This window comes from Stenotrophomonas sp. SrG, from assembly GCF_050031795.1.
In the GTDB taxonomy this organism is placed as follows: Bacteria; Pseudomonadota; Gammaproteobacteria; order Xanthomonadales; family Xanthomonadaceae; genus Stenotrophomonas; species Stenotrophomonas rhizophila_A.
This window is the reverse complement of the sequence record NZ_JBNBBE010000005.1, coordinates 41,448-62,991: the sequence shown is the minus strand read 5'-3', so window position 1 is coordinate 62,991 and position 21,544 is coordinate 41,448. Positions and strand designations below refer to the sequence as shown.

Sequence of the window (21,544 nt, the reverse complement as noted above, 5' to 3'; positions counted from 1 at the left end):
CTGGACATGCATGGCGTGTCCCTACGATAGTTACCGTGCAAACCCGCCCAGCGCCGGCTCTGGCGCCTGCTGTGGGGCGGCGTGCTGCAACTGGAACGCCTGCTGCTGCTCGATCTCGCGGGCGGCAGCCTCCACTTTCTGGTCCGACACCGCTACCGGCGTCTGCTTGGCCAGGTCGATATCAAACGGCACCCGCTGCTGGTCATGCGGTCCGCTGCCATGCTGGACAAGGAAGGCGTAGCCCTTAGACCCGAAGACAACGTCATCGACGCGGGAGATCTCGCTCCCCTGCAGCGGGCCGGCGTTGCTGCCGGGATACAGCGCCTGGCGCGTCTCCCGGTTGTCCATCGCGCAGGCCAGCGCCGAGCGGCAGAACTGTTCCCGTTCCAGCCCGTTCGCGAAGCTGACCTGCCCCTTGTCCTCGGCGGCCTGCACGCCTTCCCGGATGCGGGCCAGCGTGGGGTTGTCCACGTGCCCGGGGGCGTCCGGCGCCTTCCGCTGATCGCGCTGCGCGGCCAGCTCCACCAGGGCCTGCAGCTGCGCCTGTTCCACCGGATCGGGCTGGATGGAACGGTGTTCGAACCGCGCCGCCAGCGCCTGGTCAATCGGCTCGGAGTCGTTGCACGGATCGACGATCTTGCAGTTGGCCAGTGCATCACGCAGATTGCGCTCGCCGTCGCGGTCGATCTTCAACCCGAACAGCGCGGTCGCGCCGCCGGCCTGGTACAGCGTCATCGTATCGAGGTCCATCGGCACGGCGCGCTTCTCGAACAGTGGCTGGTCGCGCAACGTGTTCAGATAGTCGATGGCGGCGTTGCCGGTCAGGATCTCCAGGCCAGCATCACGGTTCCCGCCGCCCACGTTGGAGTGGCCACCTGGCGCGGCGACGTTGATCGCACGCCCATCCGGCGTCATCCCGGGATCGTTGATGGCCTGGTGCGGAAACAGCTCGCGCTGCTCATGGGCGGCCATGATCGCCACGCGCGAGATCACGCTCGGTGGCAGGCGGGCGTCGAAGTTGGCGGGCATGTTGGTCGCCACTGGATCCAGCAGCAGGGTGGCCTGTGCGGCTTGGCCTGGCGGCACCAGCGGTGGTAACCGGCTGATGACGCTGATGTTGCCGTTCCTGTCATGGCCAAACCCAAGGCCTTCTTCAGGAACGATGCCGTACTCATCAATCAACCGGAGCAGGCCCGCCGTCTGCACCGCGCCACGGCTGTAGCCGATGCCAACAACGCGGATTTCGGCTTGAGGATCATTGTTGACCCAGGCACTTGCCTGAATTGCCAAGTCGCGATACGCGTCCTTGATTCCATCTTCCCAAGTGTATGCAAGCATACCGTCCCATGTACGTGCCATCGTCCTCGACTGGGTTCCGATGCCTCTTGAGTAGTGTGCACCTATGCGGCTGTCTGGCTCGTCCGCTTTAGCCAGCGCTTGCTCATACAGCGTTCCGACAGTGGTAGCTGGGCCAAGCCTCGGGTTGTTCAGGTCTTGACCCGTTCCATCCAGGAACGCGAAGAACAAGTACTCATTTGCAGTGGCATTGCGCTGGAGAACAGGGACTGAAAGCTGTTGCAACTGCTGCCGGACATCCTGCTGCATCCGGAAGTCATCTGCGGTCGCAGGACGACTACCTGCGCTGGAATTAACTTTGCCCACGGCAACACTCCATTTGCTCAATAGGTATACGTCTTTACCAATACAAGATCGCGGCGCGAGGTGCTGTATCGATTGCCGGGCGTCTGAAGGTGCTTCGTTGGCACTGACGCCACCATGTAAACGCGAATCACGCGATCGTTCACCTCCAGGAGGATTGACGGCGGGCTTTCGTTCTTTCCATTAGGAAGATCAGCGGCTTCCTCACGAGGTACGAAATGGCGCATCAGTTGATCCTTGAAGATTTCCCCGATATCAATCTCGGCCTCGTGCAAGGTGCCATCCTTCGAACGCCAGATCACCTTGGCGGCAGACGGAAAGTTGGGAACCGCGCCGTAGCTGCCGTTCCAACCCTTGAGGTAATCTGGGCCATAGGACGCTGATGACCTCGTAGGCTTATCCCCGCCAAATTTGAAGTTGTCGTAGATCACATGGCATTCAAGCGTGTCGTAGCAGCGCGGGCCGAAGCTATGCTTCTCAAAGCGCAACGGCCATTCCACCGGCTTGTAGTTCATCTTCGCCGAGATGGCAGGATCGCCCTCGGACACCAGCTCACCACTGGTCACGACCGGAGGGTCGGGGTAGGTATAGCGTGCATCGTGCATTGGCTTGCTCTCCTGAATCTCCGTGGGCTGGGACGTTGCCGCCCCGGGCGTTGCACAAGCAGCCAGCGCGAGGCTTGCGACAGCGGCGACCTGCAGGGGCATCTTCGGCATGTCAGCTTCCTTGTCTTTGCGCCCTTAGGGCATCGGTGTTTCCCGCAACAGGGCGTGCGGCTTGCGCTTGTGCAGCGTCGGCGGGTCACCTGGCAGGGGTGATGCAAGTGTAGCCTCAGTGTGTGCCGTGACAGGAGCGGCATTGCGCCGCCGTGGTGCAACGTGGAATGAGTGGCACACTTTCGGTGTGCTGGATCCGTGCGACGCAGCGGCGGCGCGCGGTAGAGCGGACCGTTGGTCCGCTGCCTTTTGCGGGATGCCGGACGCTGCGAACGCGGGCGGCAGCGCGCTTCGCGCGCAGCGGACCAACGGTCCGCTCTACCCTGGGGGCGCGGGTACGTTGCCGGGTGTCAGGGCGATGCCTTTGAAGTCGCCTCGACCTGATACGCAGTGGCAGCGATTACGCTACCTGCACGATATGCAGTGCCTTCGGGTTGCGCCACTGCGCCAGCAGCACCGCTTCACGCGCCTTGGCCTTGTGCAGGTGCGCTTCCTTTACATGCCCATAGCCGCGGATATGTTCCGGAATGCTGGCAATCTCGACCGCCAACGCAACGCGGTCATCGCTCAACCCTTCCAGCAGCAGTGCCACGGTCTGTTCGTAATCGGCAATCAGCTGGCGCTCGCCCCGGCGCTCTTCGGTGCGGCCGAAGATGTCGAACGTGCCACCGCGCAGGAACTTCAACTTCGCCAGCAGCCCGAACGCCTTGAGCATCCACGGCCCGTATTCCTGCTTGATCAGGCGGCCCTGTTCGTCCTTCTTCGCGAACAGCGGCGGGGCCAGGTGGAAGTGCACCTGGAAATCGCCCTCGAACTGCTGCTGCAGGCGGCGCTGGAATTCGCCGCTGGTGTACAGGCGCGCCACTTCGTACTCGTCCTTGTAGGCCATGAGCTTGAAGTAGTAACGCGCCACGGTTTCGGTCAGCGCCGTGCTGCCGGCCTTGTCCCACTCCGCCGTGCGCACGCGGTCGACCAGCGCGCGGTAGCGCGCGGCATAGGCCGCGTCCTGGTACTCGGTGAGGAAGCGCACGCGGCGTTCCACCAGCTCATCCAGCGAACGCGACAGGCGCTCGTCATCCAGCGGCAGGAATGCCACGTCGCTGCCGCCGCCATGCCCGGGCAGGCCGCGCAGTTCGCGCTCGTCGCCGGTCTCGCGCGGCGCGGCGGTGGCGCCCCATTCGTTGCCTTCCCACTCGCCCGGCGGCAGGTCGTGCAGCGGGCCCGGGGTGCGCTCGGTATCGGTATGGCCGTTGCGGACCAGACCGGCGGCCTGCTGCACCGCCTGCGGATCCACGGCGGCCAGCCGGCCCCACGCGAATGCCTGCTGGTTCATCGCGACCGCTGCGCCATTGAGCTCAACCGCGCGCATCAGCGCCTCGAACGAGATCGGCACCAGCCCCTGCTGCCACGCGTAGCCCAGGATGAACAGGTTGGAGGCAATCGCATCGCCAAGCAGCGCGGTGGCCAGCTGGGTGGCATCCAGCAGCAGCGGGTCGCGGCCGCCCAGTGCCACGCGGATGCCGGCAATGATGTCGGCCGCCGGGAACTGCATGTCCGGGCGGGTGGTGAAGGTGCCCGGCATGGCTTCATAGGTGTTGAGCACCACCTGCGAGCGCTCGGCGCGCACCTTCGACAGCGCCCAGTAATCGTTGACCACCACCATGTCGCAGCCCACCACCAGGTCGGCTTCGCCGGCGGCGATGCGCACCGCATGGATGTCTTCCGGACGCTTGGCGATGCGGATATGCGTGGTGACCGCGCCACCCTTCTGGGCCAGTCCGGTCTGGTCGAGCACGCTGGCACCCTTGCCTTCCAGGTGCCCGGCCATGCCCAGCAACGCGCCGATGGTCACCACGCCGGTGCCACCCACGCCGGTGATCAGGATGTTCCAGGGCTGCTCGAGCGTGCTGCGGAAGGTCGGCGCGGGCAGGTTGTCGAGCAGGCTGCTGCGCTCGCTGCGCGAGCCTTTGCGCAGCGTGCCGCCGTGCACGGTGACGAAGCTGGGGCAGAAACCGGTGGTGCAGGAATAATCCTTGTTGCAGTTGGACTGGTCGATATCGCGCTTGCGCCCGAATTCGGTTTCCTTCGGCAGCACCGACACGCAGAAGCTCTTCTGGCCGCAGTCGCCGCAGCCTTCGCACACCAGTGAATTGACCACTACGCGCTTGGGCGGGTCGACCAGCTTGCCGCGCTTGCGGCGGCGGCGCTTTTCGGTGGCGCAGGTCTGTTCGTAGATCAGGATGCTGGTGCCCTTCACTTCGCGCAGCTGCTTCTGCACCGCATCCAGCTCGGCGCGGTCGTGGAATTCCACGCCCTCGGGGAACAGCTCGCGCTTGTTCCACTTGCCGATCTCATCACTCACCAGCACGATCGTCTGCACACCTTCGGCGCGCATCTGGTGGGCGATCTGCGGCACGGTCAGGGTGCCGTCCACCGGCTGGCCGCCGGTCATGGCCACCGCGTCGTTGTAGAGGATCTTGTAGGTGATGTTGACCCCGGCGGCAATCGCCTGGCGAATCGCCAGCGAGCCACTGTGGAAATAGGTGCCATCGCCCAGGTTCTGGAACACGTGTTCGGTATCGGTGAACGCGGCTTGGCCGGCCCACGTCACGCCTTCCCCGCCCATGTGGGTGAAGGTGTCGGTGCTGCGGTCCATCCAGGTGACCATGTAATGGCACCCGATCCCGCCCAGCGCACGAGAGCCTTCCGGCACGCGGGTGGAGGTGTTGTGCGGGCAGCCCGAGCAGTAATGCGGCACGCGCGGGAAGCTGGCACGCGGCAGTGCCAGTTCGGCCTCCTTGGCATCCATCCAGCGCAGGCGCTGTTCAATGGAGTCATTGGTGAAGAAGCGCTGGATGCGGCGCCCGATCACCCCGGCAATGGTGGCCGGGGTGAGTTCGTTGGTAGACGGCAGGATCCACTGGCCGGCTTCGTCGTACTTGCCGACGATGGACGGGCGCTGGCCCCAGCTGGCCGGCCAGTTGTAGAACTGCTCCTTCATCTGGCGCTCGATGAAGGCCCGCTTCTCCTCCACCACCACGATGTCTTCCAGCCCCTGGGCGAAGCGCGCGATGCCTTCCGGTTCCAGCGGCCAGGTCATGCCGACCTTGTACACGCGGATGCCGATGTCGGCGCAGGCGCGCTCGTCCAGGCCCAGGTACTCCAGCGCCTGCAGCACGTCCAGGTAGCTCTTGCCGGTGGTAACGATACCCAGCCGCGCGCGCGGCGAATCCATCACCACCCGGTCGATGCCATTGGCCCGCGCGAACGCCTGGGCAGCCTTGACCGCATAGCGGTGCAGGCGCATTTCCTGGTCCAGCGGCGGGTCCGGCCAGCGGATGTTGAGCCCGCCGGCGGGCATCTCGAAGTCTTCAGGCAGCACGATCCGGCGCGCGAACGGGTCCACCTGCACCGATGCGGACGATTCCACCGTCTCGGCGATGGTCTTGAAGCCGATCCAGCGCCCGGTGTAACGGCTCATGGCCCAGCCGAGCAGGCCCATGTCCAGGATGTCCTGCACGCCGGCCGGGTTGAGCACCGGCATCATCGCGCTGACGAATTCATCTTCGCTGCCGTGGGGCAGGGTGGAACTACGGCAGGCGTGGTCGTCGGCGGCCAGCGCCAGCACGCCACCGTGCACGGACGTACCCGCCGCATTGGCGTGCTTGAACACATCGCCGCAGCGGTCCACGCCGGGGCCCTTGCCGTACCACATGCCGTACACGCCCTGGACCTTGGCCCCGGGGAACAGGTTGGTCTGCTGGGTGCCCCAGACCATGGTCGCGCCCAGATCCTCGTTGAGGCCGGGGGTGAACTTCACCTTCGCCGCCTCCAGGTGCTGGCGGGCGCGCCACAGTTCCAGGTCGAAGCCGCCCAACGGGCTGCCGCGGTAGCCGCTGATGAAGCCGGCGGTGTCCAGCCCGGCGGCCTGGTCGCGCAGCCGCTGCATCAGCGGCAGGCGTACCAGTGCCTGCACCCCGCTCAGGTAAATGCGGCCATCGGTACGGGTGTACTTGTGGTCCAGCGTGTAGCTGTCGTCCAGCGGCCCGGCAGGCAGGTTGGCGGACGAAGGCGAGGTGAGTTCGGCGGTACTGGTCATGGCTGGCCCGTGCTGACGGCTGGCACGGCCACCGCGAGGGCGGCCGGAAAGGGCGGAATTGTATCAGCCGGGCATTTTCTGGCCTTCGGGACTCGCACCGCGGGCGAGCTGCGGTTAGGATCGGGGAGGGAGGTTGTTGTGACAACCTGGGGGAGTTTGTATGGCAGTGGCAAGAAAGATGCTGACCGGCATGGTGCTGGCGGCGGGGATGAATGTGTTCGGGGCGGCAGCGCAATCGTTGCCGGCATTGCAGGAGTTCTACTTCGATGACGACGTGGCTGCGGTCACGCCCGTGGTCGTGCCGGCCGACAGCAGCGATGTCGTCGACCAGCTGATGAAACAACGCGAACGTGGCCGCAAGGCGCTGGAAGCCACCGTGCAGCTGGCCAGCGTGGCCTATGCACAGGGCCGCCCGGAGCTGGGCCGCGAGCTGTACGCCGATGCGGAAAAGAATGCGCCGGGTACCTCGGTGCCGGGTCGCATGGTGCGCTGGAACCATGGCTGGGACCTGTTCCGCCAAGGTGACGCCGAGGCGGCCCTGGTGCAGTGGCACAGCGCCCAGCAGGGTCTGCGCGGCAACGCATCGTGGGTGCCGCAGACCTACGCTCTGGCGTTGTGGACGCTGGGTCGCAAGGACGAAGCGGTGAAGTGGTACGCCGCCGCCGTGCGCACCGAGCCGCAGCGTTGGAGCACCAGCGACGGCTACGCGCAGGCACTGCCGGGCTGGCGCGACAGTGAACGTGCCACCTTGGCCGAAGTGCAGCAGGCCTGGGCGGCGCAGCCGCCGGCTTGGCCGTAACACCCGCAGGTTACGCCGGCTTCGACCCTGCTCGAAGCCGGTGGCCGCACCGTGCTGGAGCGTGGTCTATTCGTCCGCGCTGACGGTACGCCCGCGTGCCCAGTCGCGCAGGCCGTTGACCTGTTCGGCCATCAGCACCGACAGCGGGCGGCTGCCGCGGATCTCGGTCATCAGCAGTTCGGTGTCCAGCGCACGTTGTTCGGCATGTGCCGCGTACAGCCCGGCCACCACGGCCTGTTCGATTTCCGCGCCAGAGAAACCATCGCTGGCCGCCGCCAGCGCCGGCAGCGCGAAATCGTCGGCATTGAGCGTGCGCCGGCCCAGGTGCAGCCGCAGCAGCTCTACCCGGGTGTTGGCATCGGGCAGGTCGACGAAGAAGATCTCGTCGAAGCGGCCTTTGCGCAGCAGCTCCGGCGGCAGTTCATGCACCTGGTTGGCGGTGGCCACGATGAACACCTGGCTCTTGCGCTCGGCCAGCCAGGTCAGCAGGTGACCCAGCACGCGCCGGGACACGCCGCCGTCCTCGCCACCACTGGCCAGCCCCTTCTCGATCTCGTCGATCCACAGCACGCACGGCGCCAGCTGCTCGGCCGAGGCCAGCGCCTCGCGCAGGTTCTTCTCGGTTTCGCCGTGGAACTTGTCGTACAGGCTGCCGAAGTCCAGTCGCAGCAGCGGCACCCCGAAGCCGGCGGCGGTGGCTTTGGCCAGCATTGATTTGCCGCAGCCCTGCACGCCCAGCAGCAGCATGCCCTTGGGCGGGTCCAGCCCGGCCGGGCCCTGGCCGCCCAGGAACACGGGGCGACGCTGGTTGACCCAGCGCTTGAGCCGGTTGGCCCCGGCCACGTCGGCGAAGCGGGTGGTGTCGTATTCGTAATGCAGGTGCCCGGCGCGGTTGAGCAGCTCGAACTTCAGCTTCGCCAGCTGCGGCAGGTCGTCCTGGCTGATCGCACCGTCGGCGAAGATCAGCTGGCGGGCGATCCGCCGTGCATCCACCAGGCTCAGCCCACGCAGGTTGTGCAGGATCTTCTTGACCGCATCGTTGTCCACTTCGACCCGGCGGCCGCCGTTCTCGCGCGCATAGGCGGCCACTTCCTCGCGCAGCATCTTGAGCAGCGCGTTGGGGTCGGGCAGGCGCGGGTTGAAGCGGGTAGCCAGCGCCTCCAGCTCGGCCGGCAGCTCCACCTTGGCGCCGATCAGCACCAGTACGTGGGCCTCGCAGTGGCGGCGCTGGATCAGGTCGCGCAGCGCGCGCTGGTGGCTGGCATAGCCCAGGTAAGGGTGGAAATCGAGCAGCAGGTAGATGCCGCGCTGGTCGGCCTGGCGGATCATCTGCAGGGCCGAACTGGCATCGGGCGGGCCGACCGCGTCGTCCTCGCGGTCCATGTCGATCCGGCGCAGGCCTTCGGTGATGGACCAGCGGTGCAGGGCCCGCCAGACATGCATCAGGGTCTGCCGGAACAGCTCCACCACACGACCCTCGTCCTGGGTCTCGATCACGATCAGCGGGGTATTGGCGCGGATCAACGCGCTGAGGTCCTGTAACTCGCTCATGCCGGCTTGCAGTCCATTGGATCGCGCACGATAGCAAAGCGGCGCGGGATGCAGGAGGTTCAGCCGCGCGACTATCTCCATCACGGAGGGCGGTGTACGCTCGGGTCACGTTCCCCGGAAGCGAGGCTGGCATGAAGACGATCCTGGTAGCCGGTTCCAAGGGTGGGGTGGGTAAATCCACCATTGCCACCCACCTGGCGGCGCAGGCTGCCCTGGCCGGCAAACGGACCGTACTGGCCGACGCCGACCCGCAAGGCTCCGGCACCCGCTGGGCAGAACGCCGTGCCGGGCTGGAAAGCGCGGTGCTGCCCATCGATGCCAGCGGCAAGCACCCGCTCAAACACGTACCTGACGATACCGAGGTGCTGGTCATCGATGCCCCCGCCGGTGCCCGGGCCGGTGAGCTGGACGCCTTCCTGGACGTGGCCGACGCGGTGGTGGTGCCGGTGCTGCCCTCGGCGCTGGACATCGAAGCCATCGTCGGCTTCCTGAACACCCTGTCCAAGGTGCCGCGCGTGCACAAGCGCAAGCTGCCGGTGGGGCTGGTGCTCAACCGCACCAAACCGTGGACCCAGACCTCCCGCCAGGCCGAGCAGATGCTGGAGGAGTGGCCGTACCCGGTCGTTGCCAAGCTGCGCGATACCCAGGCCTACGTGGTCATGACCGGCCTGGGCCGAAGCATGTTCGATTACCGCTCCGCGCAGGTGCGCGAGCACCAGAGTGACTGGGAGCCACTGTTGAAGTGGTTGAAGATTGCCTGAGCCAGAAGAGAGCCTTATGCGAGAACTGATCCTGCTGCGCCACGCCCATGCCGAACCTGCGGGTACCGGCCAGGCCGACCTTGACCGGCCGTTGTCGTCGACCGGGCTGGCCGAAGCCGAAGCCGCCGGCAAATGGCTGAAAGACAACAACCTGCTGCCGGACTGCGTGCTGTATTCACCCGCGCGGCGTACCCGCGAGACCCTCGAAGCGGTGCTGGCCGTCATCGGCAACGTCGAAAAGCGCTTGGACGACGGGATTTACGAGGCGACGCCCGGTGCATTGGCCGCCCTGGTCGATGACCGCAGGGACGTGGATCGGCTGCTGGTGGTCGGGCACAACCCCGCACTGGAACAACTGGTGGCGCTGATGAGCGACGGCAGCAGCAGTGAATACCGCGGCATGGCCCCGGGCGGAATAGCGGTACTGCAGATTCCCAGGGACACTGCCATCGAGCCCGGCGTTGCGAGCCTGACCGCGTTCTGGTGGCCGTAAGCCGTGACAGCAGTGCGAACCCTGTTGTGCTGTCTGCTCGGGCTGGCGGCGGGGGCGGTGCGCGCCGAATCCCCGGTGACGTCCCTGCCCCCGGCCCAGGCCGCACCCAGACACGTGATGGAGCTGGATACGGCGCGTTCGCGCCTGGGCTTCGAGATCCGTACCCGGCTGGGCCAGCGTATCGAAGGGGTGTTCCCGCGCTTTGAAGGCCGCATCGACGTGCTGGCCGACGGCCGCCACCAGGTCCACCTGCGCATGTTCACCGGCTACGTGGAGATTCCCGGCAAGGACCGCTACACCGGCTGGATGCGGGGCGAGGAGTTCTTCGACGCCGGGCGCTACCCGGTGGTCGAGTTCGATTCGGTGCCCTACGACCCGCAGCTGGTCGAAAAGGGCGGCGGCATCCATGGCCGGCTGATCCTGCGCGGGGTATCCCACCCCGAGACCCTGCAGGTGGAACCGGCGTCCTGCCCCCGGGCCGGGTATGATTGCGATGTGGTCAGCCGCGGTACCGTCCAGCGTGGCCGGTATGGGATGGACAGCTGGCAGCTAGCCCTGAGTGATCGAGTGACCTTCGTCCTGCGTGCGCGTCTCAACGAGGCGCTGAAACCGTGAATCCCCTGCTGCGGGTGATCGTGCTGGCAATCCTGTTGCTGGGCAGCGGCTGTGCGTCGCTGTCCAACGCGCAGCGCGAGCGCGCGGCCGGCATTGCGGCGCAGGCGCGTTCCCATGCGGTGGACTGCGACAAGCCCGACCGCTGCGCGCTCGATTCGCCATTGCGCGCCCTGGGCGGGCAGGCCTTCAGCGAATCCACCGAAGCGGCGCCTCGCCATTACGCCACCATCCTGGACGAGGGCGAAACCGCGCTGGTGGCGCGCATCAACCTGATCCGCAGCGCCACCCGCAGCATCGACCTGCAGACCTACATCTTCGACAAGGACGACAGCGCCCGGCTGGTGCTGGACGAACTGCTGGCCGCCGCGCGGCGCGGGGTGAAGGTGCGGGTGCTGATCGACCAGCTCTCGGCGATCTCCGACCTGGAGATCCTGGCCGCGCTGGCCAGCAGCCACCAGAATTTCGAAATACGCGTCTACAACCCGACGTTCGGCAAGGCGCGGCTGAACTACGCCGATTACGCCGGCAGCGTGATCTGCTGTTTCCGCCGCTTCAACCAGCGCATGCACAACAAGCTGCTGGTGATCGATGATGCGCTGGGCGTGGTGGGCGGGCGCAATTACCAGGACGACTATTACGACTGGGACAGCGAATACAACTTCCGCGACCGCGACGTACTGCTGGCCGGCCCCGAAGCGCGCGGCATGGCAGCCAACTTCGATGCGTTCTGGCGCGCCCAGCGCAGCGTGCCGGCCGAGCGCCTGAACGATGTGGGCAATACCCTGCTCAAGCAGGGCGCCCCGGCCATGCCGCCGGCCGACTACCGCCGCCCGGCGCGGGTGGAACAGGTGATCGATGAGGCGATCGACCCGGCCTACATCCAGCGCATGTTCGTCGATACCGCGCTGCCGGTGCGCTCGGTCCGCTATGTGGCCGACCTGCCGCGCAAGCACCGCCGCGAGCGTGCCAGCCAGCCGGCCAACGGCCAGCACGTGACCGAGCCGCAGCTGGATTCGCTGATCGCCGGCGCGCAGAGCGAAGTGCTGCTGCAGACCCCGTACCTGGTGCTGTCCAAGCCGGCGCGCAAGTTGTTCGAGGCACTGCGCAAGCGCGAACAACCGCCGCGCATCGTGGTCTCCACCAACAGCCTGGCCGCCACCGACAACCCGATCGTCTACGCGCTGTCCTACAAGTACAAGCGCCGCAACATGCGCGAGCTGGGCTTCAACATCTACGAATTCAAGCCGTTCCCGCTGGATGCGCCGGTCGACTACCGCAACCTGGTGCCGGCCCCGCTGGGCACCACGCCCAGCACCGACAGTGGGCGCAGCAGCCTGTTGGGTGGCAGCGCGGCCGGCAGCAACGCGCGCGGCAGCGGCAGCAACCGGCGCAGCGCGGACACCACGGGTGCCACCGCACCGCTCGTGGCGCAGGAAGACGCCGGCACCGTGCCTGCCACCGACGACGCCGGCGGCCGCCCGCAGCCGACCCCCGGCCCGGCCGCGCGCCGCCGTACCGACGGCAGCGTGGTGGAACGCCGCGTGCTGCGTGCCGAAACCCGGCCTTCGTTCCTGGGCACCAAGGCGGTGAACAAGCCGCTGCCGGTGACCCGCAGCGGCGCGCGCATGGGCCTGCACGCCAAATCACTGGTGGTGGACCGCCGCATCGGCGTGATCGGCACCCACAACTTCGACCCGCGCAGCGAGAACTACAACACCGAGGGCGCGGTGATCATCGATGACCCGGCGTTTGCCGAAGCGCTGGCGCAGAGCATCCTGCGCGACATCCACCCCAAGAACTCCTGGGTGGTGGCGCCGCGGACCAAGCCGCCGGTGCTGTCGGGCCTGAACTACAGCGTGGGCAAGGCCTCCGAAGCATTGCCGGTGCTCGATTTCTGGCCGTGGCGTTACGCCACCGATTACGAATTCCAGCCCGGCCCGGACTGCCCGGAGCCGCTGCGCCGCCAGGACCCGGACTTCCACCGCTGCTATGTGGCCGTGGGCGATTTCCCCGAGGTCAACGTCGGCCCGAAGTGGTTGCTGGTGCGCATGCTCACCGCGTTCGGCGCCGGCCTGGTGCCCATCCTGTAATTACTTTTCGTTCCAAGGAGGCGCTGCATGTCCCAGGTATTCCGCGAGCCGGTTTCGATCGAGGCGCTCAACGCGCTCAGCCGCAACACCCTGATCGAACACCTTGGCATCGTCTTTACCGCCGCCGGTGACGACTGGGTCCAGGCCACCATGCCGGTCGACGCGCGCACCCGCCAGCCCTACGGGATCCTGCACGGGGGTGCCTCGGTGGTGCTGGCCGAAACCCTGGGCAGCAGCGCCGGCAACCTGTGCGTGGATACCCGCGAACAGGTCTGCGTGGGCCTGGAGATCAACGCCAACCACATCCGCGCCCAGCGCGGTGGCACCGTCACCGGTACGGCGCGGGCCGTGCACGTGGGCCGCAGCACCCACGTGTGGGACATCCGCATCGAAGACGAGGCCGGCAAGCTGGTCTGCACCTCGCGGCTGACCCTGGCCGTGGTCCCGGCGGTCCGCCCGGGCTGAGCCCGGCTTGACCTGCTGTGGCGGATGGCCCGCCACGCTGGCAGACCCCGCAGCGCTCGGGTATCGTTCGCGGATGACTTCCCCCCCTTCGGCCTCGCGTGGCGGCGTGGCGCGTGTGTGCCGTTACCTGTACCGCGTTCCCCTGCTGCTGGTCCACCTGCTGCTGTTCCTTCCGCTGCTCCTGATCGGCATGCTGCCGCCGTGGGGCAACCTGCGCGTGGGCGGGCGTACGTTGGAGCACCTGCTGGTCAATGCCTGGTCGGGCGGGTTGATGTGGATCTTCGGCTTCCGCCTGCACCGCATCGGCACGCCGTTGCCGGGCGCGGTGCTGTTCGTGGCCAACCACGTCAGTTGGGTGGACATCTCCATGCTGCACAGCCAGCGCATGATGGGCTTCGTGGCCAAGCGCGAAATCGCCGGCTGGCCGGTGGTCGGCTGGCTGGCCGCACGCGGGCAGACCATCTTCCACCAGCGCGGCAGCACTGAATCGCTGGGCGGGGTGATGCAGCTGATGGTCGAGCGCCTGCAGCAAGGCAAGGCCGTGGGCGTGTTCCCGGAAGGGCGCACACGGGGTGGCCACGAAGTGGGCCCGTTCCACGCCCGCATCTTCCAGGCCGCGGTGGAAACCCAGGTGCCGGTACAGCCGGTGGCGCTGCGCTACGGCGTGCGCGGCGACGCGCAGACCGTGGTCGCGTTCGGCGAGCGCGAAAGCTTCTTCGCCAACTTCCTGCGCCTGCTGGGGGAACCGGCACGGCGGGCCGAGGTGCATTTCCTCGCGCCCATTGGCACCCATGACCTGGAAGGCCGCCGCCGCATCGCGGAAACCTCGCGTGCGCGCATCGTGGCGGCCATGAACGCCCAATAGCGCGATGCTGACCGCTGCCGACTACTGTCCGCCGCGTTGGCTGCGCAACCCGCACCTGCAGTCGATGCTCAGCTCCAGCCGCATGCGCATGCAGCGCGGCCTGGTGCTGCTGTCCGCCACCGGCGCGGTCACCGAAGAGCTGATCCTGGACGGCGGCGAAGGCGTGCGCCTGCAGGGCTGGCACAGCCGCATCGAAGGCCGTGAGCCGGTCGGCATGGCGCTGCTGCTGCATGGCTGGGAAGGCAGTTCCGAATCCAGCTACATGCGCATGACCGCCGCGCGCATGCTCGAGGCCGGCTACGACGTGGTGCGCCTGAACTTCCGCGACCACGGCAACACCCACCACCTCAACCCCGGCATCTTCCACTCCAACCGCATCGACGAAGTGGTGCACGCCGCCGGCGACATCGCCCGGCGCTGGCCGCAGTTGCCGCTGGTGGCCGCCGGCTACTCGCTGGGCGGCAATTTCGTGCTGCGGCTGGCGCTGCGCGCGCCGTCGGCCGGGGTGCCGCTGCGGCGGGTGGCCTCGGTCTGCCCGGTGCTGGACCCGGCGATCACCATGGAAAGCATCGAAAACGGCCCGGCGATGTACGACTGGTACTTCCGCCGCAAATGGGCCGGCTCGCTGCGCCGCAAGCGCGACCTGTTCCCCGAGCTGAGCGACTGGGACGACCGCGTGCTGAAGCTGGACATCCGCGCGCTGACCGCCTGGCTGGTGGAACACCACACCGAATTCGGCACCCTGCAGGCTTACTTCGACGGCTATTCCATCGCCGGCGACCGCCTGGCCGGGCTGGAAGTGCCGGCCGACATCCTGATGGCCCAGGACGACCCGGTCATTCCCTACGCCACCTTCCACGGCTGGCGCCTGCCGGCCCATGCCCGGCTGGAAATCGCCCCGTGGGGCGGTCACTGCGGGTTCCTGGAAAACTGGCGTGGCGATGGCTTCTCCGAACGCTGGGTGGCCCAGCGGCTGAGCCTGGAAGCGCTGCGCTGAGGCCCGGCCCGGCGCGCCGGCGCCGGTGTTCTACAATCGGGGTTTGACCCCAAGCCGGACCGTCATGCAAGACACTATTCTCCAAGCCCTGCGCCGCAACGCAGTGGAAGAAGCCGCGCAGCTGGCGCGCGAATGGATCCAGGCCGAGCCGGAGCAGCCGCAGGCGCACCGCTGGCTGGCCCTGGCGCTGCAGCAGCAGGGCCAGCACGACGCAGCACTGGCCAGCCTGCAGCGCGGGCTGGAGCTGGCCCCGGACAACGCCGAACTGCATCTGCAGCACGCCGGCCTGCTGCTGGCGCTGCGCCAGTTCGACGCCGCCAACAGCGCGCTGGACCGCACCGCAGAGCTCAATCCCAACGAACTGTCGGCCTACCTGATGCAGGCCCACCTGGCGTTGTCGCGCAACGATGTGGACGAGGCCGAGCGGATCACCCGCACCGCCGCGCGCGTCGAGGAAGACAACGCCGAAGTGGTGGCGCTGCAGGGCATGATCGCGCTGCGCCGCAATGATGCCGACCGTGCGCTGGCGCTGCTCTCGGCCGCCAGCCAGGCGCTGCCCAACGATGCACGCATCCTCTATGCGCTGGGCTTTGCCTATATGGGCAAGGACCTGCTGGCGTTTGCCGAACAGGCCTTCCGCCGCGTGCTGGAGATCAACCCGGCCATTACTTCGCTGCAGGGCCTGCTGGTGCAGCTGGCCCTGCGCCAGGGCAATACCGAAAACGCCGCCGCCATCGTGGGCCAGGTGCTGGCCCAGCCCGAGACCGACACCCCGGCGATGCACCGTCTGGCCGGCGAGCTGGCCCTGCAGTCGGGCCAGCCGCTGCAGGCGCTGGAACACCTGCTGCCGGTGCTGGAACAGTGGCCGGCCGACCGCCAGACCCTGCAGCTGCTGCTGATGGCCTGGCAGCGCCTGGGCCGCGAGCAGCAGGCCCGCGACACCCTGGATGCCACGCTGGAAACGCACCCGCAGGAACACAACCTGTGGATGGCCCGCCTGGCCATCGAAGTGGTTGGCAGTGCCGAGGCCGCCGCCGTGGCCGATCGCTGGATCGCGGCCGTGCCGGATCACCTCCCGGCGCTGGAAGCGCGCCTGCGCCTGCACGACATGGCCGGCGATGCCGCCGCCGCGGAAGCCATTGCGCGTCGGATCATTGCGCTGGAGCCCGGCCGCAGCAGCGGTGAAATGCGCGTGGTCGAGGCCCTGCTGGCGCGTGACCCGGCGGCGGCTGTGGCGCACGTGGAGCAGCTGATCGAGCAGGTCCCGGCCGAGGCCAAGCCGGGCCTGCGCGCCTGGCTGGGCGCGGTGCAGGACCGTGCCGGTCAGCACGCCGCCGCGCTGGCCACCTGGACCAGCCTGCATGCCAACGAAGCCTCCATGCGCCTGCCGTTGCCGCCGCAGGCCAAGGCCCCGTTGAGCTGGCCGGCGCTGGGCGAGGTTGCCGCCGACGTCGGCAGTCGCCCCATGTTCGTATGGGGCGCGCCGGGTTCGGGCGTAGAGCGGGTCGTCGCCGCTATCGCGGCGGCCAGCCCGGTGGTGCGTGGCGATCGCTTCAGTCCCAACCCGCCCAATGATGCGTTCCAGAGCTACCACGCGCTGCAGGACCTCTCCACCGGCAAGCTGGCGCCGGAGCAGCTGGTGGCGCAGTGGCGCGCCGCCCTGCCCGAACGCGGCCTGGCCGACGGCAACGTGATCGACTGGCTGCTCTGGTGGGACAACGCGCTGCTGTGGGCGCTGCGCCCGCAGCTGCCCGAAGGCCGCCTGCTGCTGGTGCTGCGCGACCCGCGTGACATGCTGCTGGAGTGGCTGGCACACGGCGCACCGGCGCCTTTTGCGGTGAACTCGGTGCACGAAGTGGCCGAGTGGCTGGCGCGCGCACTTGCCCAGATCGCAACGCTGCACGAGCAGGACCTGTACCCGCACGCGGTGGTGCGCGTCGACGAGATCGGCAACGACCCGGCCGCCATGGCCGAGCATCTGGGCCGCCTGTTCGGCGTGCATTTCCCGCCCGCGCAGACCCTTGGCCCGGCGCGCTTCCCGGCCGGCCACTGGCGCCAGTACAGCGAGGTCCTGTCTGCCGCGTTCGCCCAGCTCACCCCGGTTGCGGTGCGGCTTGGCTACACCGAAGCGTAAGGAGACCCTGATGAAACTCACCAGTACCCGCCTGCGCAACGGCGCGCCGATCGACAGCAGCTTCGCCGCAGGTGATGCAGGCGGCTTCGCCGCCAACCGCAACCCACCGCTGGCCTGGAGCGAGGTGCCCGAGGGCACCCGTTCGTTCGCCCTGCTGTGCATCGACCCGGACGTGCCCACCGTGCCGGAAACGGTGGGCCGCAGCGACTGCAGCGTGCCCGTCGACCAGCCACGTGCCGACTTCACCCACTGGGCGATGGCCGACATTCCGGCCGAGCTGCGCGAGATCGCCGAAGCCAGCTGCAGCGACGGCTTCACCGCCAAGGGCAAGCTGCAGCCTGCCGGCCCGGCCGGTGCGCGCCAGGGCCTGAACGATTTCACCGGCTGGTTCGCCGGCAACCCGGACATGGCCGGCCAGTATCTGGGCTACGACGGCCCGTACCCGCCGTTCAACGACGCACGCGTGCACCGTTACTTCTTCCGCCTGTTCGCGCTGGACGTGGCCACGCTCGAGCTGCCCACCCCGTTCACCGCCGCCGACGTGCACAAGGCCATGCACGGCCACGTGCTGGCCGAAGCCGCATTGCACGGCACCTACACGCTCAACCCGGCGTTGGCGTGAAAAAAAGCCGCCCGATCAATCATCGGGCGGCACAGTGCATCGGTAGCGCCGGCCGTTGGCCGGCCCACGCAATGCCGGTCACTTCTCGGTCGCAGACTCCACGACCATATCCAGCACATACGCCTTCGACGACGCATCGGCCGGCGGGTTGGCCACGTTGAAGCGCTTCACCCGCAGCACGTTGCGCGTGCCGGCTTCGTGGGTATAGCCCTCGATCACGTCGTAGAAGTTCTCGAACGCGCCCGGCGTACCCTGCTTGATCCCCTTGTCGTCGAAGTGGATCTCACGGGTCTGCAGGCACTGCTTGTCGCGGATCATCGGGTGCGGGCACGGCTTGGTCTGCGCGGCCACCTCGATGAAAATCGTCTCGCCCGGGCCGCCGAAGCGGGTTTCGGCGGTGGGCTGCGGGCTGAACACCAGCACGTCGCCGCTGGCGGTGCGCAGGGTCAGCTGGCCTTCGCCGCCCAGCTCGGTCTTCAGCGCGCCTTCCAGCCGCGAACCCACCGCCTGGTCCAGCGCCATCAGCGCCTTGTCGGTGCAGGCCATCATGGTCGAGGCCATCGGCGAGACGGTCAGCGTGCCGTCGGCCAGGGTGTAGCCGCCACCCATGCGGTTGCAGGTATTGCTCACGGCCAGGCGGCCATCGATGAAGTCCAGCGTGACCGGCTTGTCGGCGCGCGCGAACAGCGCATCGATGCGCTTGCCAGCGCTGTCGGTGGCGCTGTCGAGCACCCAGTGGTTGCCCTGCAGGCGCTGCACGTCCAGCTGCACGGCGGCCTTCTGGTCGGCGGCGGCGGTCGGGGCCGGCGCGAGGTCGTCGCGGCCGGGGCCGGCGGGGGCCTGGCTGGAGGGGTTGCTGCACGCAGCCAGCAGGGCCAGCGGCAGGATCAGCATCAGGTTGCGGGTGGTTTTCATGGACATCTCCTTGGGAACCCGGGGAATAACGCTGGAGCACCCCGGGTGGGGTTGCGGCGACGCGGCGCTGTTCAGTTCCCGGCAGGCAGGAACAGCAGCAGCCCCGCGCCGAGTGCGATCCGGTAGAACGCAAACGCCGTGAAGCGGTGGGCCTTGATGTAGCCCAGCAGCCACTTCACTACGACGAAGCCGGTGATGACGGCGGCAACGAAGGCCACGCCCACGTCGGCCCAGTTCTCGCTGGCCAGCTTGCCGTCCTTGGCCAGCTCCAGGAATGCGTAGCCACTGGCGGCGAACATGGTGGGAATACCCACCAGGAACACGAATTCAGTGGCGGCCGCGCGCCTGCTCAGGCCGAACAGCATGGCGATGAAGATTGCCGCCGCCGACCGCGAGGTGCCCGGGAACACGCCGGCCACCACCTGCGCCAGGCCAACCAGCACCGCCACCTTCCAGGTCACCTCGTCGCGGTCGGGCAGGCGCGCGGTGCGCGCTTCCACCAGGATCATCCAGATACCGCCGATGATCAGCGCCCACGCCACCGGGGTCACCGTTTCGGGCAGCTCCCAGCCGGCCAGCCGGACCGGCAGGCCCACGATCGCGGTCACCAGGAACGCGGTGCCCAGCTTGAGCACGTAATCGCGGTTGGCGCGGTCGTGCAGGCCGGTGGCCAGCGTCCACAACCGCTGGCGGAACACCAGGGTGATGGCCAGGATCGCACCGGCCTGGATCACGATGTTGAAGAAGTCCGAGCGTGCGCCCAGCCAGTGCTGGGCGATCAGCAGGTGGCCGGTGCTGGAAATCGGCAGGAATTCGGTAAGGCCTTCAAGGATGCCCAACAGCAGGGCGGAGAACAGATCGGACATCGGCGGGCAATTGCTCGAAAAATGAAGGGGTAGAGCCGGGCCCTGCCCGGCTGGTGCGGTCAAATCATAAAACATCACAACCCGCACCAAATGTGTGCATGGTGCGGCCATTGCACCGCAATGGTGCGCCGCGTTCAGCGTCCATCCGGGTGCACGCCGTGTGAAATCAACCACTTGTGCGCCACGAAAAGTTGGCACGGGGATTGCTCTATCCACACAGGCAATCACCCATCTGAGGTTTCACCGATGTCCGTGGAAAATGTTGAGAAGCTGATCAAGGACAACCAGATCGAGTTCATCGACCTGCGTTTTGTCGACATGCGCGGTGTGGAACAGCACGTCACCTTCCCGGTCAGCATCGTGGAACCGTCGCTGTTCGAAGAAGGCAAGATGTTCGACGGCAGCTCCATCGCCGGCTGGAAGGGCATCAACGAGTCCGACATGGTCCTGCTGCCGGACCCGGCCAGCGCCTACGTCGACCCGTTCTACCAGCACCCGACCCTGGTGATCAGCTGCGACATCCTCGACCCGGCCACCATGCAGCCGTATGGCCGCTGCCCGCGCGGCATCGCCAAGCGCGCCGAGGCCTACCTGAAGTCCTCCGGCATTGCCGAACAGGCCTTCTTCGGCCCGGAGCCGGAGTTCTTCATCTTCGACTCCGTCCAGTTCGCCAACGACATGGGCAACACCTTCTTCAAGATCTCCTCCGAAGAAGCCGCGTGGAGCACCGGCGACAAGTTCGACGGCGCCAACAGCGGCTACCGTCCGGCGGTCAAGGGCGGCTACTTCCCGGTCCCGCCGACCGATTCGCTGCACGACTTGCGCGCTGAAATGTGCAAGACGCTGGAACAGGTCGGCATTGAAGTCGAAGTGCAGCACCACGAAGTGGCCACCGCCGGCCAGTGCGAAATCGGCACCAAGTTCAGCACCCTGGTGCAGAAGGCCGACGAACTGCTGCGCATGAAGCACGTCATCAAGAACGTCGCGCACCGCAATGGCAAGACCGCCACCTTCATGCCCAAGCCGATCGTCGGCGACAACGGCAGCGGCATGCACGTGCACCAGTCGCTGTCCAAGGGCGGCACCAACCTGTTCTCCGGCGACGGCTACGGCGGCCTGAGCCAGCTGGCGCTGTGGTACATCGGCGGCATCTTCAAGCACGCCAAGGCCATCAACGCCTTCGCCAACTCCGGCACCAACAGCTACAAGCGCCTGGTGCCCGGCTTCGAAGCCCCGGTCATGCTGGCCTACTCGGCCCGCAACCGCTCGGCCTCGTGCCGCATTCCGTGGGTGTCCAACCCGAAGGCGCGCCGCATTGAAATGCGCTTCCCCGATCCGATCCAGTCCGGCTACCTGACCTTCACCGTGCTGATGATGGCCGGCCTGGACGGCATCAAGAACCAGATCGACCCGGGCGCACCGAGCGACAAGGACCTGTACGACCTGCCGCCGGAAGAAGAGAAGCTGATCCCGCAGGTGTGCTCCAGCCTGGACCAGGCCCTGGAAGCGCTGGACAAGGACCGCGAGTTCCTCAAGGCCGGCGGCGTGATGACCGACGACTTCATCGATGGCTACATCGCGCTGAAGATGCAGGAAGTGACCCGCTTCCGCGCCGCCACGCACCCGCTCGAATACCAGATGTACTACGCCAACTGAGCAACAGGTGGCGATGCCGAAGGACTTCCCTCCCACCTTCGTCATCGCCACCGCTTCTGCACTAACGCGCCATGGCTGGGGAGCCAAAACGCGGCAACACGCACCACGCGGCATTCCGCACGCACCACGCGACATCCGCACGCACCACGCGACAATCCGCACGCACCACCCGGTAGAGCCGACTGTTAGTCGGCTGCTTCTGCCGCACCACCAGGGGAAAAGAGAGACCGGACGCGCAGCA

The 21,544-nt window shown here is 67.3% G+C and carries 17 protein-coding genes; 11 read left to right on the top strand and 6 right to left on the bottom strand.

The window, feature by feature from the left end:
* Positions 1-30: 30 nt before the first annotated feature.
* From ACQG3P_RS06260 to ACQG3P_RS06250, 3 genes are all read right to left on the bottom strand, one after another.
* Positions 31-1,605: a phospholipase effector Tle1 domain-containing protein gene (locus ACQG3P_RS06260; RefSeq protein ID WP_426804532.1), complete on the bottom strand. Its 1,575-nt coding sequence runs from the start codon at positions 1,603-1,605 to the stop codon at positions 31-33.
* Positions 1,606-1,679: 74 nt separating this feature from the next.
* Positions 1,680-2,375, bottom strand: coding sequence for a hypothetical protein (locus ACQG3P_RS06255; RefSeq protein WP_426804531.1), 696 nt, complete (start codon positions 2,373-2,375; stop codon positions 1,680-1,682).
* Between the two features lie 400 nt (positions 2,376-2,775).
* On the bottom strand, positions 2,776-6,474 hold the full coding sequence (locus tag ACQG3P_RS06250; RefSeq protein ID WP_426804530.1) for an indolepyruvate ferredoxin oxidoreductase family protein: 3,699 nt from the start codon (positions 6,472-6,474) through the stop codon (positions 2,776-2,778).
* A 160-nt stretch (positions 6,475-6,634) separates the two neighbouring features.
* Here ACQG3P_RS06250 and ACQG3P_RS06245 point away from each other — a divergent pair, with 160 nt between their 5' ends.
* Positions 6,635-7,273, top strand: coding sequence for a tetratricopeptide repeat protein (locus tag ACQG3P_RS06245; RefSeq protein WP_184126281.1), 639 nt, complete (start codon positions 6,635-6,637; stop codon positions 7,271-7,273).
* 66 nt (positions 7,274-7,339) lie between these two features.
* On the opposite strand, the gene ACQG3P_RS06240 is transcribed toward ACQG3P_RS06245, so the two are convergent.
* Positions 7,340-8,824, bottom strand: a complete 1,485-nt coding sequence (locus ACQG3P_RS06240; protein ID WP_068848215.1) for an AAA family ATPase — start codon at positions 8,822-8,824, stop codon at positions 7,340-7,342.
* Between the two features lie 131 nt (positions 8,825-8,955).
* Between ACQG3P_RS06240 and ACQG3P_RS06235 the strand changes: the two genes are divergently transcribed.
* From ACQG3P_RS06235 to ACQG3P_RS06195, 9 genes are all read left to right on the top strand, one after another.
* Positions 8,956-9,585: a ParA family protein gene (locus ACQG3P_RS06235; protein WP_068848217.1), complete on the top strand. Its 630-nt coding sequence runs from the start codon at positions 8,956-8,958 to the stop codon at positions 9,583-9,585.
* A gap of 16 nt (positions 9,586-9,601) precedes the next feature.
* Positions 9,602-10,078, top strand: coding sequence for a SixA phosphatase family protein (locus tag ACQG3P_RS06230; RefSeq protein ID WP_426804529.1), 477 nt, complete (start codon positions 9,602-9,604; stop codon positions 10,076-10,078).
* Between the two features lie 117 nt (positions 10,079-10,195).
* Positions 10,196-10,693 carry a YceI family protein gene (locus tag ACQG3P_RS06225; protein WP_083214025.1) on the top strand — a complete coding sequence of 166 codons (498 nt, stop codon included), beginning with the start codon at positions 10,196-10,198 and terminating at the stop codon, positions 10,691-10,693.
* Positions 10,690-12,783: a phospholipase D-like domain-containing protein gene (locus tag ACQG3P_RS06220; protein WP_217538714.1), complete on the top strand. Its 2,094-nt coding sequence runs from the start codon at positions 10,690-10,692 to the stop codon at positions 12,781-12,783. The genes ACQG3P_RS06225 and ACQG3P_RS06220 overlap by 4 nt, the downstream gene beginning before the upstream one ends.
* 27 nt (positions 12,784-12,810) lie before the next feature.
* A complete protein-coding gene (locus ACQG3P_RS06215; RefSeq protein ID WP_068848225.1) occupies positions 12,811-13,248 on the top strand; it encodes a hotdog fold thioesterase in 438 nt (145 codons plus the stop codon).
* Between the two features lie 73 nt (positions 13,249-13,321).
* Complete coding sequence (locus ACQG3P_RS06210; protein WP_068848227.1) at positions 13,322-14,113, top strand: lysophospholipid acyltransferase family protein; 792 nt, start codon at positions 13,322-13,324, stop codon at positions 14,111-14,113.
* Between the two features lie 4 nt (positions 14,114-14,117).
* Positions 14,118-15,110, top strand: coding sequence for a YheT family hydrolase (locus tag ACQG3P_RS06205; protein ID WP_426804528.1), 993 nt, complete (start codon positions 14,118-14,120; stop codon positions 15,108-15,110).
* A gap of 64 nt (positions 15,111-15,174) precedes the next feature.
* Positions 15,175-17,244 (top strand): tetratricopeptide repeat protein, encoded by a 2,070-nt coding sequence (locus ACQG3P_RS06200; protein ID WP_426804527.1) that lies wholly within the window; start codon positions 15,175-15,177, stop codon positions 17,242-17,244.
* Positions 17,245-17,254: 10 nt separating this feature from the next.
* Positions 17,255-17,866: a YbhB/YbcL family Raf kinase inhibitor-like protein gene (locus ACQG3P_RS06195; RefSeq protein WP_426804526.1), complete on the top strand. Its 612-nt coding sequence runs from the start codon at positions 17,255-17,257 to the stop codon at positions 17,864-17,866.
* A 78-nt stretch (positions 17,867-17,944) separates the two neighbouring features.
* On the opposite strand, the gene ACQG3P_RS06190 is transcribed toward ACQG3P_RS06195, so the two are convergent.
* Both ACQG3P_RS06190 and ACQG3P_RS06185 read right to left on the bottom strand, forming a co-directional pair.
* Positions 17,945-18,781 carry an META and DUF4377 domain-containing protein gene (locus ACQG3P_RS06190; protein WP_093535553.1) on the bottom strand — a complete coding sequence of 279 codons (837 nt, stop codon included), beginning with the start codon at positions 18,779-18,781 and terminating at the stop codon, positions 17,945-17,947.
* A 71-nt stretch (positions 18,782-18,852) separates the two neighbouring features.
* On the bottom strand, positions 18,853-19,647 hold the full coding sequence (locus ACQG3P_RS06185; RefSeq protein WP_093535287.1) for an undecaprenyl-diphosphate phosphatase: 795 nt from the start codon (positions 19,645-19,647) through the stop codon (positions 18,853-18,855).
* Positions 19,648-19,893: 246 nt separating this feature from the next.
* Between ACQG3P_RS06185 and glnA the strand changes: the two genes are divergently transcribed.
* Positions 19,894-21,303 carry a type I glutamate--ammonia ligase gene (glnA, locus tag ACQG3P_RS06180; RefSeq protein ID WP_184126272.1) on the top strand — a complete coding sequence of 470 codons (1,410 nt, stop codon included), beginning with the start codon at positions 19,894-19,896 and terminating at the stop codon, positions 21,301-21,303.
* Positions 21,304-21,544: the final 241 nt, after the last annotated feature.